At 56.4% G+C, this 18,440-nt stretch carries 23 protein-coding genes; 11 read left to right on the forward strand and 12 right to left on the reverse strand.

Annotation, left to right across the window (positions count from 1 at the left end):
• Positions 1 to 15: 15 nt before the first annotated feature.
• Positions 16 to 1,029, reverse strand: coding sequence for a UDP-glucose 4-epimerase GalE (gene galE / locus AC222A_RS05030; protein ID WP_372749174.1), 1,014 nt, complete (start codon positions 1,027 to 1,029; stop codon positions 16 to 18).
• A gap of 129 nt (positions 1,030 to 1,158) precedes the next feature.
• Between galE and lptM the strand changes: the two genes are divergently transcribed.
• The 6 genes from lptM (at position 1,159) to AC222A_RS05060 (ending at position 5,793) form a co-directional block, all read left to right on the forward strand.
• Positions 1,159 to 1,290, forward strand: coding sequence for an LPS translocon maturation chaperone LptM (gene lptM / locus AC222A_RS05035; RefSeq protein WP_486774693.1), 132 nt, complete (start codon positions 1,159 to 1,161; stop codon positions 1,288 to 1,290).
• Complete coding sequence (lysA, locus tag AC222A_RS05040) at positions 1,287 to 2,534, forward strand: diaminopimelate decarboxylase (RefSeq protein WP_372758891.1); 1,248 nt, start codon at positions 1,287 to 1,289, stop codon at positions 2,532 to 2,534. The genes lptM and lysA overlap by 4 nt, the downstream gene beginning before the upstream one ends.
• 76 nt (positions 2,535 to 2,610) lie before the next feature.
• The gene (dapF, locus tag AC222A_RS05045; RefSeq protein ID WP_372758892.1) at positions 2,611 to 3,441 is read left to right on the forward strand and encodes a diaminopimelate epimerase; all 831 of its coding nucleotides are present in this window, start codon (positions 2,611 to 2,613) and stop codon (positions 3,439 to 3,441) included.
• A gap of 60 nt (positions 3,442 to 3,501) precedes the next feature.
• Positions 3,502 to 4,194, forward strand: a complete 693-nt coding sequence (locus AC222A_RS05050) for a DUF484 family protein (protein WP_372758893.1) — start codon at positions 3,502 to 3,504, stop codon at positions 4,192 to 4,194.
• Position 4,195: 1 nt separating this feature from the next.
• Positions 4,196 to 5,107: a tyrosine recombinase XerC gene (gene xerC / locus AC222A_RS05055; protein WP_372750190.1), complete on the forward strand. Its 912-nt coding sequence runs from the start codon at positions 4,196 to 4,198 to the stop codon at positions 5,105 to 5,107.
• The gene (locus AC222A_RS05060) at positions 5,104 to 5,793 is read left to right on the forward strand and encodes an HAD family hydrolase (protein WP_372750189.1); all 690 of its coding nucleotides are present in this window, start codon (positions 5,104 to 5,106) and stop codon (positions 5,791 to 5,793) included. The genes xerC and AC222A_RS05060 overlap by 4 nt, the downstream gene beginning before the upstream one ends.
• A gap of 21 nt (positions 5,794 to 5,814) precedes the next feature.
• Here AC222A_RS05060 and AC222A_RS05065 read toward each other — a convergent pair whose 3' ends face one another.
• The 3 genes from AC222A_RS05065 to AC222A_RS05075 form a co-directional block, all read right to left on the reverse strand.
• Positions 5,815 to 6,048 carry a hypothetical protein gene (locus AC222A_RS05065; RefSeq protein WP_372750188.1) on the reverse strand — a complete coding sequence of 78 codons (234 nt, stop codon included), beginning with the start codon at positions 6,046 to 6,048 and terminating at the stop codon, positions 5,815 to 5,817.
• 205 nt (positions 6,049 to 6,253) lie between these two features.
• The gene (glnK, locus tag AC222A_RS05070; protein ID WP_372750187.1) at positions 6,254 to 6,592 is read right to left on the reverse strand and encodes a P-II family nitrogen regulator; all 339 of its coding nucleotides are present in this window, start codon (positions 6,590 to 6,592) and stop codon (positions 6,254 to 6,256) included.
• A gap of 113 nt (positions 6,593 to 6,705) precedes the next feature.
• A complete protein-coding gene (locus tag AC222A_RS05075) occupies positions 6,706 to 7,563 on the reverse strand; it encodes an SIS domain-containing protein (RefSeq protein ID WP_372759412.1) in 858 nt (285 codons plus the stop codon).
• Positions 7,564 to 7,689: 126 nt separating this feature from the next.
• On the opposite strand from AC222A_RS05075, the gene uvrD reads away from it, so the two are divergent.
• The 3 genes from uvrD (at position 7,690) to AC222A_RS05090 (ending at position 11,378) form a co-directional block, all read left to right on the forward strand.
• Positions 7,690 to 9,849 (forward strand): DNA helicase II, encoded by a 2,160-nt coding sequence (gene uvrD, locus AC222A_RS05080; protein WP_372749270.1) that lies wholly within the window; start codon positions 7,690 to 7,692, stop codon positions 9,847 to 9,849.
• Positions 9,850 to 9,937: 88 nt separating this feature from the next.
• Entirely contained in the window at positions 9,938 to 11,077 is a 1,140-nt protein-coding gene (locus AC222A_RS05085; RefSeq protein ID WP_372749269.1) for a TRAP transporter substrate-binding protein, read from the forward strand.
• Positions 11,078 to 11,084: 7 nt separating this feature from the next.
• Positions 11,085 to 11,378, forward strand: coding sequence for a Dabb family protein (locus AC222A_RS05090; RefSeq protein WP_372749268.1), 294 nt, complete (start codon positions 11,085 to 11,087; stop codon positions 11,376 to 11,378).
• 58 nt (positions 11,379 to 11,436) lie between these two features.
• On the opposite strand, the gene AC222A_RS05095 is transcribed toward AC222A_RS05090, so the two are convergent.
• From AC222A_RS05095 to AC222A_RS05110, 4 genes are all read right to left on the reverse strand, one after another.
• On the reverse strand, positions 11,437 to 12,291 hold the full coding sequence (locus AC222A_RS05095) for an SDR family oxidoreductase (protein WP_372758626.1): 855 nt from the start codon (positions 12,289 to 12,291) through the stop codon (positions 11,437 to 11,439).
• Between the two features lie 105 nt (positions 12,292 to 12,396).
• Entirely contained in the window at positions 12,397 to 12,792 is a 396-nt protein-coding gene (locus AC222A_RS05100) for an acyl-CoA thioesterase (RefSeq protein ID WP_372749266.1), read from the reverse strand.
• A 147-nt stretch (positions 12,793 to 12,939) separates the two neighbouring features.
• Positions 12,940 to 14,313 carry a TRAP transporter large permease gene (locus AC222A_RS05105; RefSeq protein ID WP_372758625.1) on the reverse strand — a complete coding sequence of 458 codons (1,374 nt, stop codon included), beginning with the start codon at positions 14,311 to 14,313 and terminating at the stop codon, positions 12,940 to 12,942.
• Positions 14,306 to 14,830, reverse strand: coding sequence for a TRAP transporter small permease subunit (locus AC222A_RS05110; RefSeq protein WP_372764688.1), 525 nt, complete (start codon positions 14,828 to 14,830; stop codon positions 14,306 to 14,308). The genes AC222A_RS05105 and AC222A_RS05110 overlap by 8 nt, the downstream gene beginning before the upstream one ends.
• A gap of 85 nt (positions 14,831 to 14,915) precedes the next feature.
• Between AC222A_RS05110 and yaaA the strand changes: the two genes are divergently transcribed.
• Positions 14,916 to 15,692 (forward strand): peroxide stress protein YaaA, encoded by a 777-nt coding sequence (yaaA, locus tag AC222A_RS05115; RefSeq protein ID WP_372748969.1) that lies wholly within the window; start codon positions 14,916 to 14,918, stop codon positions 15,690 to 15,692.
• A gap of 20 nt (positions 15,693 to 15,712) precedes the next feature.
• Here yaaA and AC222A_RS05120 read toward each other — a convergent pair whose 3' ends face one another.
• From AC222A_RS05120 to AC222A_RS05135, 4 genes are read right to left on the reverse strand one after another with little or no spacing between them, the layout of a single operon-like run.
• A complete protein-coding gene (locus AC222A_RS05120) occupies positions 15,713 to 16,174 on the reverse strand; it encodes an EVE domain-containing protein (protein ID WP_372748970.1) in 462 nt (153 codons plus the stop codon).
• Entirely contained in the window at positions 16,171 to 17,001 is an 831-nt protein-coding gene (locus AC222A_RS05125; RefSeq protein WP_372758624.1) for a M48 family metallopeptidase, read from the reverse strand. The genes AC222A_RS05120 and AC222A_RS05125 overlap by 4 nt, the downstream gene beginning before the upstream one ends.
• Entirely contained in the window at positions 17,002 to 17,451 is a 450-nt protein-coding gene (locus AC222A_RS05130; protein ID WP_372748972.1) for a YbjQ family protein, read from the reverse strand.
• Between the two features lie 5 nt (positions 17,452 to 17,456).
• The gene (locus AC222A_RS05135) at positions 17,457 to 17,771 is read right to left on the reverse strand and encodes a YbjQ family protein (protein ID WP_372748973.1); all 315 of its coding nucleotides are present in this window, start codon (positions 17,769 to 17,771) and stop codon (positions 17,457 to 17,459) included.
• A 73-nt stretch (positions 17,772 to 17,844) separates the two neighbouring features.
• Here AC222A_RS05135 and AC222A_RS05140 point away from each other — a divergent pair, with 73 nt between their 5' ends.
• Positions 17,845 to 18,438 carry a DUF938 domain-containing protein gene (locus AC222A_RS05140; RefSeq protein ID WP_372748974.1) on the forward strand — a complete coding sequence of 198 codons (594 nt, stop codon included), beginning with the start codon at positions 17,845 to 17,847 and terminating at the stop codon, positions 18,436 to 18,438.
• Positions 18,439 to 18,440: the final 2 nt, after the last annotated feature.

Raw genomic sequence — 18,440 nt, forward strand, 5'->3', positions numbered from 1 at the left:
GCTCCTCCGGCAAACTCAGCCCCGATACCCGTTCGGGTTCCCGCTTTGCCAGCGCCAGGTATCTTCCATCATTTTTTCCAGCGGCGTATCGGCTGACCAGCCAAGTTCACGTTTGGCCTTGCTTGCATCGGCCCACACCTCTGCCAGATCGCCTTCGCGCCGCGGTGCATAAACATGCGGCACAGCCTGCCCCGTAACGCGCTGAAAGGTCTCAACCATTTCCTTCACGGAATAACCTCGGCCGGTACCCAGATTGAACACGTGATAGCCTGGAGTAGCCAGCGCCTTGAGCGCCTTGGCGTGGCCGTCAGCCAGATCGCCCACGTGTAGGTAGTCGCGAATACAGGTGCCATCGGGAGTGTCGTAGTCATCGCCGAAAATGGACAGCTGCGGCAGTTGTCCAACCGCCACTTTACTGATGAAGGGCATCAGATTGTTGGGAATCCCCTGGGGGTCTTCACCAATCAAGCCCGACGCGTGGGCGCCAATTGGATTGAAGTAGCGCAACGCTCCCACCGACCAGTCGCCGTCGGCGATGCATTGGTCTTCAAGAATCCGTTCAATCATGGCCTTGGAGGCACCGTAGGGATTGGTGGCCCGCCCCAGTGGCATATCCTCACGGTAGGGCGCCGCAGCATCACCATAAACCGTTGCCGATGAGCTGAAAATAAGCTTCTTCACGCCACAGGCGTTCATCGCCTCACATAACACCAGCGTACCGTTAACGTTGTTATCGTAATACTTCAGGGGTTGCTCGACACTTTCACCCACCGCTTTGAGACCAGCGAAGTGGATCACCGCTTCAGCCTGCGAATGCTTGAGTGCAGCCTCCATCACGGCGCGATCGCGGATATCGCCCTCGATAAAGTCCGGCACGCGACCACTGATGCTGGCAATCCGTTCCAGCACCACGCGAAAACTGTTGCTCAGGTTGTCAACGATGGTGACCTCGCATCCCGCCTGCAGCAGTTCAACCACCGTATGGCTGCCGATATAGCCGGTACCGCCCGTCACCAGAATGCGTTTCATTCCCATCCCCAACTCGTCAAAAGAAAGCTATTGTTCAGCAATCACGCCACGCAGGCAACCACAGCGGCAGGCAACCACAGCAGATTCCGGTATAATGCCCGCCCTTTGATGGTACTGGCGGCAGGGCTTATGGCAACACGACTTCTTGGCATACTTCTTTCTCTGTTCCTGCTGGCAGCCTGCGGCCAGAAAGGCCCGTTGCGCCTGCCCGACGAACCGGCCGACCATGTTGCAACAACCCAACAGGAGAAGGCCCGATGAGCGCCGTATTTCACTACCAGAACGGCCAACTGTTTGCGGAAAACGTGGCGGTGAGCGCCATTGCCGCACAATACGGCAGCCCGACCTACATCTACTCCCGCCAGTATATAGAAACCGCCTACAACGCCTACACCCGTGCGCTTGAGGGCATGCCGCATCAGGTTTGCTATGCGGTAAAAGCCAACTCAAACATTGCCGTGCTTAATGTTCTGGCACGCTTGGGTGCCGGTTTTGACATTGTCTCAAGCGGCGAACTGGCCCGGGTACTAGCCGCAGGCGGCGACGCCAAAAAAGTTGTCTTTTCCGGCGTCGGTAAAACAGCCGACGAAATGGCCGAAGCCCTCAAAGCCGGCATCGGCTGCTTTAATGTGGAATCAGCCTCGGAGCTGGAACGCCTCAATTCGGTTGCAGCCGAACTGAAGCTGTCCGCACCGGTTTCTATCCGCGTAAACCCCGACGTTGATGCCCAGACTCACCCCTATATTTCTACCGGCCTGCGCGACAACAAGTTTGGCATCGACATCAAGGAAGCGCCGCAAGTCTATGCCCGCGCCCGCGATCTGAGCCACATCAATGTGATTGGCGTAGACTGCCATATCGGATCCCAGCTGACCGATGTCAGCCCGTTTCTCGATGCTCTGGACCGCGTACTGCTGCTAATCGACGAGCTTGCCACCCTGGGCATCACCATTCGCCATCTGGATTTGGGTGGCGGCCTCGGCGTTAAATACCGCGACGAACAGCCTCCCACACCGGCCCAATATATCGGTGCCGTGCGCGAGCGCCTGGGCGAGCGCGACCTCACACTATTGTTTGAGCCGGGTCGCTCACTGGTAGCCAATGCCGGCCAACTGCTGATGAAAGTGGAATACCTGAAGCACAATGAGCACAAAAATTTTGCCATTGTCGATGCGGCGATGAACGATATGCTGCGCCCGGCACTGTACAGCGCCTGGATGGATCTGCTGCCGGTATCGCCACGCAACGGTGAGCGCAAAGCCTACGATATTGTCGGCCCAGTCTGTGAAACCGGCGATTTTCTGGCCAAAGGCCGTGAACTCTGTCTTGCCGAGGGCGACCTGCTTACCCTAGCTTCAGCCGGTGCCTATGGATTTACCATGAGTTCCAATTACAATAGCCGAGGACGCGCCGCAGAGGTCATGGTCGACAACGACCAGGTTTACCTGATCCGGGCGCGGGAATCACTCGCCGACCTGATGCTGGGCGAACAGTTGCTCCCCTGACAACCCGCGTTGTTGAAGCAATCTTCCAGCATCCTATACTCAGCGCGCCAACGGCGAGGCGCACAGGTGCCGGATTATGCTGCTCAAATTTACCAAAATGCACGGGCTTGGGAACGACTTTGTCGTCGTTGACCTGATCACCCAGCGTTTTACCCTCAAGCCCCATCACGTACGAAAAATCGCCGACCGCCATTTTGGGGTGGGCTGCGATCAACTGCTGGTGGTAGAACCACCGCAGCGCCCAGATGTAGATTTTCGCTACCGCATCTTCAATGCCGAAGGCAGTGAGGTCGAACAGTGCGGCAATGGCGCGCGCTGTTTTGCCCGCTTTGTACGCGACAAAAAACTTACCGGCAACAACCCCATCAGAGTTGAAACCTGCAGTGGCGTGATCAGTCTGGAAATCGACGAGCACAAGCGCGTAAAGGTAGACATGGGGTCACCCTATCTCGAGCCGACTGAGATCCCCTTTGTAGCTGATCAGCGCGCCACCACTTACGAGCTGGAAGCTGACGGGCAAGTATTAGAGGTCAGCGCCGTTTCGATGGGCAACCCGCATGTGGTACTGCAGGTGGACAATGTCGACACCGCGCCCGTCGAAAGCCTGGGCCCCACCCTTGAAGCGCACCCGCGCTTTCCAAAACGAGTCAATGTGGGCTTTATGCAGATCATTGATCGGCAGCGTTTCAGGCTGCGGGTGTTTGAACGCGGTGTAGGCGAAACCCTGGCCTGTGGCAGCGGCGCCTGTGCAGCGATGGTTGCCGGAGTTCAGCGCGGCCTGCTCGATGCCGATGCCACCGCCGAGCTGAAAGGCGGCGAGCTGAGCCTGAACTGGCAGGGGGAGGGTCATCCCGTTATCATGACCGGGCCAGCCACCACAGTCTTTGAAGGCCAGGTACGCATATAGCGGCGCGGCAACGATAACGCCCAGACAACAATGACGCGACCAGCAACAGGAACCCGCAACGTGGAATCATCGACAGAAAAAAAGACCGACACCCTGACCGACGACGACGTTGCGCGCTATCTGCGTAATCATCCAGGCTTTTTCCTCAAGCACGAAGACCTGCTAGCCGAAATCAAGCTGTCTCAGGATACCGGTAAAGCTGTCTCTCTCACCGAACGGCAGGTAAGCATTTTGCGTGAACGCAATATGGAAATGCGCTCACGCCTCAGCGGCCTGCTGGAAAACGCCCAACGCAACGACGTGCTATTTGAAAAAACCAAGGCTCTGGTGCTCGCCCTGGTCGAAGCTAAGCGCGCTGACGAGTTGTCGGACATTTTCTGCACCCACCTGACGCGAAACTTCGACATCGACGCGGCCGGCCTGGTCGTGTTTGGCAACCCGGTAGTGAGTAATTCACGCTTGCGCGTGACCAGCGAAGCCGAGGCCAGCAAATACGTGGGCAGCATTCTGAAAAACAACAAGGCCATTTGCGGCATACTCCGCGATACGGAAATCGCCTTCCTGTTTGGCGACAAAGAAGTCGCTCGAGTAGGCTCCGCGGCCGTTGTGCCATTGCACCGTGATCGCCCGCTGGGCCTGATTGCCATTGGCAGTAAAGATCCTCAGCACTTCCAGAGCAGCATGGATACCCTGTTTCTGGGTTACATTGCCGAAGTGATAAACCGTTGCCTGCCCCGGTTGCTAAAATCCTGACATGCCTTTGCGTGACGCGGTCGAACACTGTCTCAGCTACCTGCAGTCAGCGCGTCGACTCAGCCAACACACACTGAAAGGCTATCGCCGAGATCTCGAGCTCTTCCTCCGTTTTTGCGAGACACGGCGAATCGATACCGCCAGCCAGGTCGACGTGGCCGCCATCCGCCATTTTGTCAGTGACCGCCGCGCCGGCGGCGCCAGTGGCCGCACCATTCAGCGACAACTGTCTGCCCTGCGTACACTGTTCAATTACCTGGTACGCGAGGGCCTATGCGACAACAACCCGGCACTGGGTATTCAGGCGCCGAAGTCGCCCAAGCGACTACCCAAAGCACTCAGCCCGGAACAGATGGAGCAGATGCTATCTGGCCCCACTGACAACTGGATTGAAGCGCGAGACCAGGCCATCGCCGAACTGTTTTATTCCTCAGGGTTACGCCTGGCGGAGCTAGCTTCACTGAACACGCTCGACATCCAGTTCAACAGCGCGCTAGTCACCGTCACCGGCAAAGGCAGCAAAACCCGCACAGTACCTGTAGGCTCCGTCGCGCTTACCGCACTGAAAAACTGGCTGAAAGTGCGTGACCTGCATTGCGCCGACCCAAGCGAAACTGCGCTGTTTATAGGCCAGCGCGGAGCGCGACTCGGGGTTCGCAGCATACAACAGCGACTGAAACTGCTCGCCAAAAAGCAGGGTATCTATCAGTCTGTACACCCCCACATGCTGCGCCATTCTTTTGCCAGCCACCTGCTGGAATCCAGCAGCGATCTGCGCGCCGTACAAGAGCTGCTCGGACACGCCAATCTGTCCACTACCCAGGTTTACACCCACTTGGATTTCCAGCACTTGTCCAAGGTGTATGACAAAGCACACCCGCGCGCGGCACGCCGTAAAAAAGAGTCTTCATGAACATTAAACTGATCACCCTCGACCTCGACGACACCCTGTGGCCGGTGACCGATGTGATCGCCCGCGCGGAGGTGGTCTATTACAATTTCCTCTGTCGCGAGGAAGCCCAGCTGTTCAGCACCCTGAGCAGCGACGATCTGCGAGACTATCGTCTGCAACACCTGAAAAAGCATCCTGAGCTGCAGCACGATATCAGTCTCTGGCGACGCGACAGCCTGTACTGCCAATTGCTGGAAGCCGGGTTTAGCAAGCAGCGCGCACGCACCCTATCAGACCAAGCCTTTGAAGTTTTTCTGGAAGCGCGTCAGGCCGTATCACTCTTTCCCGACGCTGAAGCCGGACTGGCATGGCTGGCCGAACACTTCTCTGTGGTGGCGCTGACCAATGGCAATGCCGATGTAACACGCATGCCTATCGGACGGTATTTTAGCGGGGCTGTTCGGGCAGAGGAGGTAAAAATCAGCAAGCCTGCACCAGAGATATTTCGTGCGGCACTGGATATTGGTGGGGCTGGGCCGGCGCAGACACTCCATATCGGCGACGACCCTTATCATGATATTGAACCGGCACGCCTGCTTGGTATGCACACCTTGCAAGCAAGAATTACCGGAAAGCACCAAGCTGTTGGCCCAGGCTTTTCGCACTGGCATAGCGTTCCGGACTTGATCCGCGAACTGACCAGCTAGGCGATACTGAGAAAATAGCGGCTAAATGAAATCGTTGTCGCCCACTTTCTCTGCGTGACTCTCCGCATGTGCCGTAGTTTCCAGGTGCTGAATCTGTCCACCTCGGGCCAGATACGCCTCAACATCGTCCGCCAGCTGCCTGCGAATACGTTCACGCGCCGTCAGTGTATGAGTATCCTCGGTATCGTCCCAAGGCTCCTCGACACTTTCGGTAAAGTCGTCGTCAAACGCACTGTCTCGTCGGCTCGTCCCCATGATGTAAACCTCGCTTTTGTATCCACATCACCACAACAGATTTCCGGCCAAAATTGCACGTTTGGCGTTCAAAACACAATAGGTAGAATTCGCGGGCGCTAGTATATTTTGTTCTATTCGAGCTTTCGCTTATTACAGCTTATTGCAGGGGAATATTCTCAAAGGAGGAGGGGTGGCCTGCACCGGGCAGTGCAGGCCCGGAGGCCTAAATGGCTTCTTCGCCAGTTTCTCCAGTGCGGATACGTATAACCTGCTCCAGTGCGCTGACAAAAATCTTGCCGTCACCAATTTTTCCGGTGTTCGCCGACTTCGACACAGCCTCAATAACGCGCTCGACCTGATCGTCTGCTACCGCGATTTCCAACTTTACCTTCGGCAGAAAATCCACCACATACTCTGCGCCACGATACAATTCAGTGTGGCCTTTCTGACGGCCAAAGCCTTTCACTTCGGTCGCCGTGATACCCTGCACTCCTACGTCTGACAATGCGGCGCGCACGTCGTCAAGTTTAAAGGGCTTGATCACCGCTGTTACCAGTTTCATTCTGATCTCCTTGGGGCTGGCAAAACGTTATTTGACGCCAAGTTAGCCCAGCACCGGGGCATATGCAACTACGGCCGGAGCCAGACGGCTCGCGCAACACCCATTCCAGTTACTCAGGGTTCGCGCAGTACCCGCAATGATTGCAGGCCGCGATTCAGTGTAGCCAGGTGCTCACGCACCGATGGTCCCTTGGCTCGGGAAACACCCACCGCCAGAATATCAATCACCGCCATATGGGCAATACGCGAGGGCAGCGGGGTATAGTTTTCGTTGTCTTCTTCAACATCAATGTAAATAGGCAGGTCGCAGGCCTCCACCACCGGCGTACCGCTGGGCGCCAAGCCCACCACTGTGGCACCGGCCTCCTTCACCAGCTGGATGGCATCAAGCAGGGCCCGCGTTCGCCCGGACTGGGAAATCGCGACCACCACATCACCGCGTCGCAGCGACATCGCCGACATGGCCTGTATATGAGGGTCGGAGTAGGCACTGGAAGAAATCTGCAGACGAAAAAATTTGTGCTGCGCGTCGCTAGCAACCGCGCCCGAGGCACCAAAGCCGTAAAATTCCACCCGATTCGCGCTGCGCAGGGCTTCTACCGCTTTTTCAATCGCACCCACATCAATATTGTCGCGAACCCGCTTCAAGGTTTCCATGGTCGCATCAAATACCTTAAAGGTATATTCATGGGCCGAGTCCTGCTCAGTAAAGCGGTACTGCTGGTAGCGCGGGCTGTGCGCCACATGTTGTGCCAACGCAAGCTTGAAGGCCTGAAAACCATCACACCCAATGGCGCGACAGAAACGCACCACTGTCGGCTCACTCACCTGAGACTCCTGCGCCAGATCCACAATGCGCATGTGAATCACATCTTCCGCCTTGGCCAACACAAAATCGGCCACTTTGCGCTCAGATTTGCGCAGCTCGTGGCGACCGTTTTCGATAGCGCGAATAATGTTGCGGGGTTTCATGGTGGGTACGACTCCTTTTGGGGGATTGTAGCCGATTCAGCGGCCGAGGTCTGAAGCCTGTGGGCTAAGAACAAACCAGCAAGCAACATCCCACTCGCCGCCCGATTCACGCTAGAATGCCACCCCATGGACGTATCACACATTCTCAATCATCTTAACGACGCGCAGCGCCAGGCCGTTGCTGCCGCCCCCGGAAACAGCTTGGTACTGGCCGGTGCCGGCAGTGGCAAAACGCGCGTGCTGGTGCACCGTATTGCCTGGCTGATTCAGGCGGAAGGCTGCTCACCTCATAGTATTCTGGCGGTCACCTTTACCAACAAAGCCGCGCGCGAAATGCGCAGCCGCATAGAAGATCTGCTCGGGTTTAACCACGCCGGCATGTGGGTAGGCACTTTTCACGGGCTGGCACACCGACTGCTCAAAGCACACGCGAAAGAGGCAGGGCTGCCCGACAACTTCCAGATTCTCGACAGCGACGACCAGTTGCGCCTGCTCAAGCGCATCCACCGCGAACTGGAGCTGGACGAAAGCCGTTGGCCGCCGCGCCAGTCCCAGTACTTCATTAACGCCCAGAAAGACGAAGGCAAACGCTCCCAGCATATAGAGGATTACGGCTCCGACCTGTTCATTACCACGATGCTGCGGGTCTACCGGCGCTACGAAGAAATCTGTCAGCAACAAGGGGTCGTAGATTTCGCCGAACTGTTACTGCGCGCCCACGAAATCTGGCTGAACCACCCGGCTCTGCTGGGGCATTACCAGAATCGCTTCCGTCATATTCTGGTAGACGAGTTTCAGGACACCAATACCATCCAATATGCCTGGCTCAGGGTTCTGGCGGGCAAACAGGTGCCAATCACGGCTGTCGGCGATGACGATCAGTCAATCTACGGCTGGCGCGGCGCACGCATTGAAAACATTCAGCAGTTCGCGCGTGATTTTGACAGCGTTGACACCATCCGGCTGGAACAGAACTACCGCTCTACCCAAACCATCCTGAAGGCCGCCAACGCGGTGATCGCCCACAACCGTGACCGACTGGGCAAAGAGCTGTGGAGTCAGGGCGACGAAGGCGATCCCATTCAAGTGTACGCCGGCTTCAACGAGCAGGACGAAGCGCGCTTTATCACTGAGCGTATCGACAGTCTTACAAATGGCGGCGACTTCGCCCGCAGTGATATAGCTATCCTCTATCGCAGCAACGCCCAATCGCGGGTGCTGGAGGAAAACCTGATTCGCGCGGGCCTGCCCTACCGCATTTACGGCGGGCAACGCTTTTACGATCGCCTGGAAATCCGCAATGCACTGGCCTACCTGCGCCTGTGTGTACACCGCGATGACGACGCCGCGCTCGAGCGTGTTATCAACACCCCCACACGAGGCATTGGCGCGCGCACACTGGACCAGCTGCGCACACTCGCCCGCGATCAGGGGTGTTCGCTGTGGGCGGCCGCGCAATTCTGCCTGCGAGAAAAAGTACTGCCCGCTCGCGCCAGCGGCGCACTGCAGGCTTTCATTGAGCTGATTGGCAGCATGGAAAGCGCCATTGCAGAACTTCCCCTCGATGAGCAGGTAGATCACGCCATTGAAGCCTCTGGGCTAATAGAATTTCACAAAAAAGAAAAAGGTGAAAAAGGTCAGGCACGGGTAGAAAACCTGCAGGAACTGGTCAGCGCTGCACGCACCTTTGAAAGTGAAGACGAGGAAGTAACACTACTGCGCGCCTTCCTCGACCAAGCTGCATTGGACGCTGGCGAACAACAGGCCGACGAATACGAAGACAGCGTGCAGATGATGACACTGCACTCGGCGAAGGGCCTGGAATTTCCGGTAGTGTTCATTGCCGGCATGGAACAGAACCTGTTCCCGCACCGCATGTCGATGGAAGAACAGAGTCTCGAAGAGGAGCGTCGCCTGTGTTACGTGGGCATCACCCGCGCCGAGCAACAGCTCTTCTTGACCTACGCAGAAACCCGTCGCCTGCACGGCCAGGAGAATTACAACGCGCCATCGTGCTTTCTGTCCGAAATACCGAAAGAGCTGATGAACGAAGTGCGCTGCAATACCCAGATCTCCCGACCGGTGAGCTTCGCCAACACCAGCATGCACAGCACCGACGAGGACACTGGACTCACCCTGGGTCAGCGCGTACTACACAGTATTTTCGGTGAGGGCACCATCCTCAATTTTGAGGGCCAGGGCGCCAGCACTCGAGTGCAGGTCAACTTTGAAAGCGAGGGCAGCAAGTGGCTGGTTCTGCAGTACGCCAAGCTAGAGGCGCTGTGAGCCAGCGTTGTTGGCACTCGACCAAACGCACCACGATTTTAATGTCAGGTACTACTGCCCTGACGCACAAAACCGCAAGTGAGAAGTCATGAGTTCACGCCATAAAAATAAAGAATCCCTCATCATTCTGACTCTGGTCGCAGCTCTCGTCAGCCTGTTCTGGCTGTATGTGGGCGAGCAGGCCGAAGACTTCAGCAGCGATACCCTGACCGCCGCCGGCGATCAAAAAGTTTACCACTGGAAGCTGGTTACCAGCTGGCCGAAAAATTATCCAGGACTGGGTACCGCGCCGGAACATTTCGCCAAAGCTGTAAAGGAAATGAGCGGCGGCCGCCTGTTAATCAAAGTTTACGGTGGTGGCGAACTGGTACCGCCCCTGGGTGTGTTTGACGCAGTCTCACTCGGCAGCGTTGAGATGGGTCACAGTGCCGCCTACTACTGGAAAGGCAAGATGCCCGCAGCCCCCTTCTTCACGTCTGTACCGTTTGGCATGACCGCCCAGGAAATGAACGGCTGGCTCCACTACGGCGGCGGACTTGAGCTGTGGCGCGAAGTCTACGCCCCCTTTAACGTGATTCCGCTGGCTGGCGGCAACACGGGCGTGCAAATGGCGGGCTGGTTTAACAAGGAGATCAACTCAGTAGCGGATCTGAAAGGGTTGAAGATGCGTATTCCCGGCGTGGGGGGCGAGGTCTTTACCCGGGCGGGCGGCACCGCCGTAACTCTGCCTGGCGGTGAGCTCTATACGTCATTGCAGACCGGCGTTATCGACGCCACCGAATGGGTCGCGCCCTACAATGATATGGCGTTGGGGCTCCACGAGGTTGCCCGCTACTATTACTACCCGGGATGGCACGAACCGGGCCCCACACTCGAGATCACAGTAAACCGAGAAGCCTTCGAGTCGCTACCCAAAGACCTGCAGCGCATCGTGGAAATTGCAGCCCGCTACGCCAACCAGGACATGCTCGACGAGTATACGGCGCGCAACAATGCCGCCCTGAACCGGCTGCTAGACCAGCACAGCATTCAGGTGAAAAAGCTCCCGGACGACGTACTATTGCATTTGCGAAAAGCGGCCTACGAGTACTACGCCGACATCACCGAAAGCGACCCGATGGCCAAAAAAGTGTACCAAAGCTGGAAAAAATTCCTCGATGGCGCCAGCAATTACCATCGAATTTCCGAGCAGGCGTATATTAATACCCGCAATTTGGAACAGGAATAAACCACCCATGATCCGACACTTTGTACTACTGAAATGGAACCAGGAAATCGACGACGCGCAACTGGAGATTTTTGACAAGGCTTACGCTGCACTGCCAGAAAAAATTCCGACAATCCAGAATATCTGCCACGGCCCGGACAAGAATTTCTACCCCGGGAATTTTAACTACGTGCTGATGCTGGATTTCAACAATAAGGACGATCTGGATAACTACGTGGCAAGCCCGGCCCATGCCGAACTGCTGGAGAAAGTGGTCGGACCGTTTCTGGAAGGTTGGGCGATCGCCCAGATCGAGATTTGAACACTTCGCCCGCAGGGCAAGCACCTGGAAACAGGTGCCAGCCTTGCGGGCCAATCCACTAGCCAGCCATTCCCACCAGTTCGCGACTAACGTCCCACAGTCTCTTTGCCGCCGCATCGTCCTCTGCCCAGGGCTTTGGCTGAAGTTCTGCGCACTTTGCAAAGTATTTCCCGGTCACACCTTCCACTGCCGGCGACGTTGCCAGATAGATTGAGGTGGAAGCACCCTTCGCCGGCGACTGAAAAAACGGCGACACAAGTCCCGTTATCACCTTTCCAAGCAGACCATTCTGTTTGCCAAGACCTGACGCGACTGCGCCGGGGTGCACACAGTTGGCAGTGACACCGGTGCCTTCAAGCTGCCGCGACAACTCGCGGTTCCAGAGGATATTCGCCAGTTTCGAATGACCGTATACCTCAAAGGTTTTATACGGCCGATTCTCAAAATTGAGATCGTCAAAATAAATCTGTTTACAGAAGGCATGCGCGCCTGAGGCAACACTCACAATCCGCGCTGGCGCACTGTCAACAATCCGGTCGCGTAGCAACTCCGTTAGCAGAAAGTATCCCAGGTGATTAACGGCGAACGTTTCTTCCAGACCATCGGCACTTATCTTGCGCTCGGTATAGATCACACCGGCGTTATTGATCAGCAGGTGCAGCGGCTTTCCCGTGTCGAGAAATTCTGCGGCCGCACGGCGAATATCGGCCTGCACGCTCAGGTCTGCAACAATCATCGACAACTGCTCGTTGCCGGTATTGCGGCGGATAGCATCCAGCAACGCGCGCCCTTTCTCAGCACTTCGGCAGATGATGAACAGTTCTGCGCCTTTTGCTGCCATCGCCTCAGCCGTGGCGGCACCGATACCACTGGTAGCGCCGGTTACCAGCGCAACTTTGCCTTTCAATTCCATGGGGTTTTCCAGATTATTGTTAGGTGTGAAAACCAATTGGACTACAGCGTGCTCACGCCCATCATTACCTGTGTGTTAGCTAACAGTGGGCGAGTTATACGGGCGTTATTCGTCGTCGTCCGGCACGATTCGAGTACGACCATTTTCATCGATGGCCACAAACACAAACTCACCCTCGGTGACTTTCACTGGCGATTTGTGCGGATTTATCCAGACTTCCACATTAATGCGAATGGAGCTGCGACCCACCTCGACAATATCGGTGTAACAGCTAACCACAGAGCCCACTTTCACCGGTGTCAGAAAGGCCATTCCGGTCACCGCCACGGTAGCAGTCCGGCCTTGAGCTCGGCGCGAGGCAGTAATAGAACCGGCCAAATCCATTTGTGACAACAGCCAACCACCAAAGATGTCACCGCTGGGGTTAGTATCTGCCGGCATGGCCAGGGTTTGCAGAGCCAATTCGCCAGCCGGCTGAGGGGTATCGTCTATATTTCGCATCCGCTGAATCCTTCGTACAAGGGGCCGCTTACTGTGCGGGCAGCTGGCCAAATCAGCCAACGGTATGTGGTTCCCGCAGCTCTGTCAATCAGAGGCATCCCCTACCCAACCAATAAGCTGTGATTGTTTTTGCTATCTGCACGCTGACTAGCGCAGCGAGCGCACCCACTGCGGCAGTGTTGTGGCCAGATCCGGCCACACGGCCAGAATCACCAGCATCACTAGTTGCAAGCAGATAAAGGGCACAACGCCCCGATAAATATCGCGGGTGTGTACCGTCTCGGGCGCCACACCGCGCAGGTAAAACAGAGCGAAGCCAAACGGCGGTGTTAGGAACGAGGTCTGCAGATTGATGGCAATCATGATGCCCAGCCAGACCGGATCAACCCCCATCGCCAACAGAATAGGTGCGACGATTGGCACCACCACAAAGGTGATTTCGATAAAGTCGAGTATAAACCCCAACAGAAAGATGGCCACCATCACCACCAGCACCGCGACCCCGACGCCGCCACCGAGCTGCTCAAACAGTGACTGAATCAGATCATCGCCGCCATAGCCGCGAAACACCAGCGAGAATACAGCCGCACCGATCAGGATCATAAAAACCATGCAGGTGACTTCGAGGGTCGATTGCCCCACTTCACCCAAGCGCTTGAACGACAGCTCACCCTTTAGGCGCGCCAATAGCGCCGCGCCGAGCGCGCCAACAGCGGCCGCTTCCGTAGGCGTCGCCGCGCCAATCAGAATCGAGCCCAACACGGCGACAATCAACACAACCGGCGGCAACAGATTGGCGACCAACTGACTGATTGGCACTTTGCCAATATCCGTCGCAGGCGGTACCCGCTGCGGGTTGCGCCAAGCGATGAATACCGCGTAGACCAGATACATCGCCACTAATAGCAGCCCCGGGATCAACGCGCCCATAAACAGGTCGCCCACCGACACGGTTTCCGGGTTGACCACGTTCATGTTCAATTGCGCCTGCTGATAAGCGGTAGAGAGTGTGTCACCGAGCAGCACCAGCGCAATTGACGGCGGAATGATCTGACCGAGCGTTCCTGTCGCGCAGATAGTGCCGGTAGCAATCGCCGGGTCGTAACCACGCCTAAGCATACTGGGCAGCGACAACAGACCCATGGTTACCACCGTTGCACCGACAATCCCGGTACTGGCCGCCAACAGCGCGCCAACCAGAATTACCGCGATACTCAGGCCGCCAGGCAAACGACCGAACAATTTGGCCATGGTGTCGAGTAGATCTTCAGCAATACGGCTGCGCTCGAGTAAAACCCCCATCAATACGAACAGGGGTACCGCCATCAGCGTGACATTATTGATGGTGCCAAACAGACGCGAGGGCAGAGCCGTGAGATAACTGGGATCAAACCAACCGGCAATGATGCCCACACCCGCAAACAACATCGCCGTACCCGCCAGCGAGAAGGCCACCGGATAGCCCAAAATCAGCACCAGGCATACGGCGGCGAACATCAACAGGGGAATCCACTCAACCATGGGTGGGAGCCTCGGCCTCTAACAGCACCTCCAGCGACCGGCAAAACTCCGCCACCCCCTGAATTGCCAGATTGACGGCCATCAATGGAATCAGGGTTTTCAGCACAAATACCGCAGGTATGCCGCCGGGTTCAGCAGAGCTTTCCTTTATCTGCCACGCATGGCTGACAAAATCCCAACTGATCAGCACCACATAGCCGCACAGCGGCAGCAGAAATACCAGCGTGCCCAGGGCATTGACCCAAGCCTGACGGCGCGGGCTGAACTTGCGGTAGAGAATGTCGACCCGCACATGCCCATCACGCTTGAGGGTGTATCCTGCGCCCAGCATGAAGATAGTCGCGTGCAGGTAGATGGATAGCTCTTGCATAAAGGTTGAGCCCTGCTCCAGCCCGTAGCGCAGAAACACCACGGCACACGTATTGAGCATTAGCAACGGCAAGAGCCACGCCAAGAGCTTGCCGACGGTGTCGCTATAGGCGTCGAGAGTTGACGACAGGGCTGTTATTATTCGCATTCGCTGCCTCGGGCAATATCCAAGCCCGCCATTATAACGTAGTGATTATTTTCCACACGACTACTTGAGCTTACGGACAGTTTTGATGCTAACGGTTATTTCGCCCGCTAAAACACTGGATTTTGAATCTCCACTGCCAACCCAAGAGCACACCCAGCCCGACTTTCTCGAACAGTCGCAGCAACTGGTGGACGAGCTGCGCAGCCTGTCGCCGGACGACATCTCCAGCTTGATGAAGATCAGCCCTGCCCTCGGCGAACTGAATCACCAGCGTTTTATGAACTGGAGCACGCCGTTTACGCCGGATAACGCCCGACCCGCCGTACTCGCATTCAAAGGGGATGTTTACCAAGGGCTCGACCCCCAGCAATTTGGCAAGCGCGATTTCGCCTTTGCCCAGAAGCACCTGCGTATCCTTTCCGGTCTCTATGGCTTGCTGAGGCCTCTGGATCTGATTCAGCCCTACCGTCTCGAAATGGGAACCCGCTTTGCCAACAGCAAAGGAAAAGACCTCTATGCATTCTGGGATCAGCAGATTACCGAGGCGGTAAACGAAGCCTTAGGAGAGGCAAGGACCGAAACGCTGATTAACCTGGCCTCCAATGAGTACTTTAAGTCCGTCAAGAAAAAAACACTGAACGCCAACATTGTCACGCCGATATTCAAAGATCAGAAAAACGGCCAGTACAAAATCATCAGCTTTTACGCCAAAAAGGCGCGTGGCCTGATGAGTGCCTACATCATCAAGAACCGGGTTAAATCCGTTGAGGAACTCAAAGCGTTCGACTGGGAGGGTTATAGCTACCAGGCTAAGCAGTCTTCCGCCAGCGAGCTGGTATTTACTCGGAAAGAGCAGGCCTGAGCCCCGCGCGAAAACTCAGATCATTCAGCGGCCATCGCCCGAATGATCTGGAATTCCTCTGCCTCAACCGGCATCACCGACAAACGGTTGCCGCGCTTTAGCAGTCGCATGCCATCCAATAGTGGATTGGCCTTCATGGCGGCCAGACTCACGGGCTGTTTGTACTTTTTCTGAAATTGGATATCCACCATAAACCAGCGCGGATTATCCGGGTCTGATTTGGGATCATAGTAATCAGACTCGGGATCAAGGGCGGTGGAATCCGGGTAGGCTTCCCGCACGATTTTGGCCACCCCTACTACCCCCGGCTTGGCACAACTGGAGTGGTAGAACAGCACCGTGTCGCCTTTTTTCATTTCACGCATAAAATTGCGCGCTTGGTAGTTTCGCACACCGTCCCAGTGTTCTCGCTTTCCCGGGCGAGCAGCGAGGTCATCAATACTGAAGGCATCGGGCTCCGATTTCATCAACCAGTACTTCATTGCTGTATTAACTCCGGCAGCGGATAAGGCTCCCCCTGCTGGGGATGCGACTGTGCGTAGGCCTGAATGGCGGCGATACGTTTATCACTGAGTGGGTGCGTACTGAGCAGCTCCGGAGGCGCGATGCCGCCCTCGGACATAACGGCAAACAGCCGCCCGGCTCCCTGCACGTTGCCATAGTGTGCCTGCAGCATATCCAATGCCATCGCATCTGCTGCCCGTTCCTGATCGCGGGTAAAACTCATCACCGTAGCCAGGCCCAGCTGCTGAATCAGCCAGTCCGCCGCACCGGAATTTGACAGGCCGGCAACACTGGCCAGCGCGAGCGATACCGTGAGCCCCCGCCCCATGGCTACAATCGGGTCGCGATTAATGATATGAGCAATTTCATGCGCCACCACCATGGCCAGCGCATTCTCACTGTCCATTTGCTCTAACAACCCGTCCAGTATGTAGACATTGCCTCCCAGCGTAGCAAAGGCATTGACGGTCTTCGACGGCAGGTAGTGAATCTTCAGGTTCAGGCCTTCAGGCAAACGCTGTGACTCCAGCAACTGATCAGCCAGTTGCTGCAGATAGTTTTCAATAAGCTGCGCGCGCTCGCTCTCGGGCGCGGCAGGAAACTGCTCGGCATAACGTGACACGAGCTTCTCTTCCAGAGAGAAAGGCACCAGTGGCGCGAGCTTCTGCGCCGCCAGTGACAATATAAGAAGCAACACCAGCAATGCACCGCTGGCTGCCAGCAGCAACAGGAAAAATTCCTTTAGCGGATTTTCCTGGCTGTAATTGATACCTTCCGGAACCGGCCGGTTTTCGTAGTTGCTCATTCAGGTTATATCGATCAGTGCCGTGCCGTAGGCATAGACTTCTACGGCGCCTATCTGCCCTTTGCTACCCTTGGAAATAGACGCCGTTTCAAGCTTGACGTTAACCACCATCGCCGCACCAAGCTCCAGGGCCTGCTGTTTCATTCGCAGCAGGGCCTCGCGGCGAGCACGCTCCACCAGCGATTCGAACGAACGCACTCGACCGCCAAACAGGCTGCGCAATCCGGCGGCAATCATTTTGAAGTAATCGACCGATATCACCACATTGCCGCCCACCAACGCCACCCGCCGCGGCGTGTTCGTCGGCGGCGGCAGACGCTCACTGAAGGCAAGCACCGTCGCCAACTCGCGCTCGCGCTTCTGTATCGATTTAAAATGCCGGGATTCCGCCAGCCGACCAAATACAAAACCCAGCGTTAGCAGTACCAGAAAAACAACGAGATCAGTCACCCCAATTACTCCAGCACCACGGCAGTACCATAAGCAAAGAGCTCGGCGGCACCCGCAGCCACCGACGAAGTTGAAAAACGCACGTTGATCACCGCATTGGCGCCCATCGCCTCGGCCTGCTGCATCATGCGCTGCATCGCTTCTTCACGCGCGTCGTTGAGCAGCTCGGTGTAGCCTTTCAATTCACCGCCAAAAATGTTTTTCAGCCCCGCCATCAGATCTCGACCTACGTGTTTGGTGCGCACGGTATTACCCTGCACCAAACCCAGGTGGCTGGCGATTCGTTTGCCGGGAATAATCTCAATATTGCTGACTAACACGTGACACGTCCTTGAGCTATGTTTAAGGTTTCGGTCTTTATAGTCAGATTCGCCAAGTGGTGGCAAGCCTTTCATGAACAAACCTTTCTCGCAGGCCTGCGAAAACAACAAAACCCCCATCCTGAACGTGCTGCGCGAGGCACTTGCCGGCTGTCAGTACGTACTCGAGGTGGGTAGTGGTACCGGGCAGCATGCCGCGCACTTCGCCGGGCAGTTACCCCATCTACGCTGGCAGCCGTCAGATCAATCGGACTACCTACCGGGCATCCGTGCCTGGTGCGAGGATGCCGGCCTGCCCAATCTGCTGCCGCCCATCGAGCTGGAGGTTTGTGCGCCCTGGCCGGTCAGCAGCGCTGATGCTGTTTTTTCCGCTAACACGGTTCACATTATGCATTGGCATCAGGTCGAAGCGTTTTTTCACGGTCTGGGCCGTGTACTGCGCCACGGCGGCACGTTCTGCCTGTACGGCCCCTTCAACTATGAAGGCAAATACACCAGTGACAGCAATGCTGAGTTTGATCAATGGCTGCGACAGCGTGACCCCGGCAGCGGTATTCGAGATTTTGAACGGATCTGCGAGCTAGCGCTGGCGCAGGATATTTCGCTGCGACATGACCACGCCATGCCGGCCAATAATCGCTTACTGGAATTTGTGAAAGCCGACTGACG

It is taken from the genome of Litorivivens sp. (assembly GCF_057445395.1).

What these genes read in the sequence shown, in the direction of transcription:
- galE (WP_372749174.1), bottom strand. Translation starts at nt 1,029, where the DNA reads ATGAAACGCATTCTGGTGACGGGCGGTACCGGCTATATCGGCAGCCAT.
- lptM (WP_486774693.1), top strand. Translation starts at nt 1,159, where the DNA reads ATGGCAACACGACTTCTTGGCATACTTCTTTCTCTGTTCCTGCTGGCA.
- lysA (WP_372758891.1), top strand. Translation starts at nt 1,287, where the DNA reads ATGAGCGCCGTATTTCACTACCAGAACGGCCAACTGTTTGCGGAAAAC.
- dapF (WP_372758892.1), top strand. Translation starts at nt 2,611, where the DNA reads ATGCTGCTCAAATTTACCAAAATGCACGGGCTTGGGAACGACTTTGTC.
- xerC (WP_372750190.1), top strand. Translation starts at nt 4,196, where the DNA reads ATGCCTTTGCGTGACGCGGTCGAACACTGTCTCAGCTACCTGCAGTCA.
- AC222A_RS05060 (WP_372750189.1), top strand. Translation starts at nt 5,104, where the DNA reads ATGAACATTAAACTGATCACCCTCGACCTCGACGACACCCTGTGGCCG.
- AC222A_RS05065 (WP_372750188.1), bottom strand. Translation starts at nt 6,048, where the DNA reads ATGGGGACGAGCCGACGAGACAGTGCGTTTGACGACGACTTTACCGAA.
- glnK (WP_372750187.1), bottom strand. Translation starts at nt 6,592, where the DNA reads ATGAAACTGGTAACAGCGGTGATCAAGCCCTTTAAACTTGACGACGTG.
- AC222A_RS05075 (WP_372759412.1), bottom strand. Translation starts at nt 7,563, where the DNA reads ATGAAACCCCGCAACATTATTCGCGCTATCGAAAACGGTCGCCACGAG.
- uvrD (WP_372749270.1), top strand. Translation starts at nt 7,690, where the DNA reads ATGGACGTATCACACATTCTCAATCATCTTAACGACGCGCAGCGCCAG.
- AC222A_RS05085 (WP_372749269.1), top strand. Translation starts at nt 9,938, where the DNA reads ATGAGTTCACGCCATAAAAATAAAGAATCCCTCATCATTCTGACTCTG.
- AC222A_RS05090 (WP_372749268.1), top strand. Translation starts at nt 11,085, where the DNA reads ATGATCCGACACTTTGTACTACTGAAATGGAACCAGGAAATCGACGAC.
- AC222A_RS05095 (WP_372758626.1), bottom strand. Translation starts at nt 12,291, where the DNA reads ATGGAATTGAAAGGCAAAGTTGCGCTGGTAACCGGCGCTACCAGTGGT.
- AC222A_RS05100 (WP_372749266.1), bottom strand. Translation starts at nt 12,792, where the DNA reads ATGCGAAATATAGACGATACCCCTCAGCCGGCTGGCGAATTGGCTCTG.
- AC222A_RS05105 (WP_372758625.1), bottom strand. Translation starts at nt 14,313, where the DNA reads ATGGTTGAGTGGATTCCCCTGTTGATGTTCGCCGCCGTATGCCTGGTG.
- AC222A_RS05110 (WP_372764688.1), bottom strand. Translation starts at nt 14,830, where the DNA reads ATGCGAATAATAACAGCCCTGTCGTCAACTCTCGACGCCTATAGCGAC.
- yaaA (WP_372748969.1), top strand. Translation starts at nt 14,916, where the DNA reads ATGCTAACGGTTATTTCGCCCGCTAAAACACTGGATTTTGAATCTCCA.
- AC222A_RS05120 (WP_372748970.1), bottom strand. Translation starts at nt 16,174, where the DNA reads ATGAAGTACTGGTTGATGAAATCGGAGCCCGATGCCTTCAGTATTGAT.
- AC222A_RS05125 (WP_372758624.1), bottom strand. Translation starts at nt 17,001, where the DNA reads ATGAGCAACTACGAAAACCGGCCGGTTCCGGAAGGTATCAATTACAGC.
- AC222A_RS05140 (WP_372748974.1), top strand. Translation starts at nt 17,845, where the DNA reads ATGAACAAACCTTTCTCGCAGGCCTGCGAAAACAACAAAACCCCCATC.